Annotated in this window: 1 protein-coding gene; it reads right to left on the reverse strand. The window is 55.9% G+C overall.

The genetic code is table 11. The annotated features are described in order from the left end of the window. On the reverse strand, positions 1–318 hold a 318-nt coding region (locus RBA40_RS33400), incomplete at its 3' end, for a flagellin N-terminal helical domain-containing protein (protein WP_445352060.1). Positions 319–709 lie beyond the last annotated feature (391 nt).

Here is a 709-nt window from a genome sequence, read left to right on the forward strand (position 1 = left end):
GCCAGCGGAGTTGGTGGCGTTGGACGACTGGACAGCCAGTTCGCGGACACGTTGCAGGATGTTGCCGGTCGATTGCAGGGAGCCCTCTGCCGTTTGCAGCATCGACACGCCATCGTTGGCATTGCGCTTGGCCTGATCGAGACCGCGGATCTGGGACGTGAAGCGTTCCGAAATGGCCAGACCGGCGGCATCGTCTTTGGCGCTGTTGATACGCAGGCCGGAAGACAGACGTTGCAGGGAGGTCGACAGTGAGGAAGCCGAAGTGCTCAGGTTGCGTTGTGCATTCAGGGACGCGATGTTGGTGTTGATGACGCTCATGGTATTACTCCTTGCAATTACTACCTATTCGTGTTGGCGCTGTGCCGCTTGCCTTGGTGTGCCCCTTTGTTCCGAGACAATCACACCGCAGTCCTTATATATAACGGATTGCGATCTGGAAAGTTTAGGGGGATTTTGGACGTATATTTTTTATTTTGGGCCTCAAGGCGTGACAAGACACGGCGCCAGACGACAAGGTTTGGCCAAACTTGAGGGCAAAAATAAACTATTTGGCGGCTCATGAACGAGGCCAGGAAGGAGACGAGCGGGCATTGCGCCGCGCTTTTGTTGCATGTACGACAAGGTTTGCTGGGAAAGACTGGCTGGAAGTGAAATTCCCCAGCCAGCCCAAGGGCCGGCCGGGGAAGCAAGGAGCTTGCCGGGCGATTAA

It is taken from the genome of Massilia pseudoviolaceinigra (assembly GCF_030846505.1).
Classification (GTDB): Bacteria; Pseudomonadota; Gammaproteobacteria; order Burkholderiales; family Burkholderiaceae_D; genus Telluria_A; species Telluria_A violaceinigra.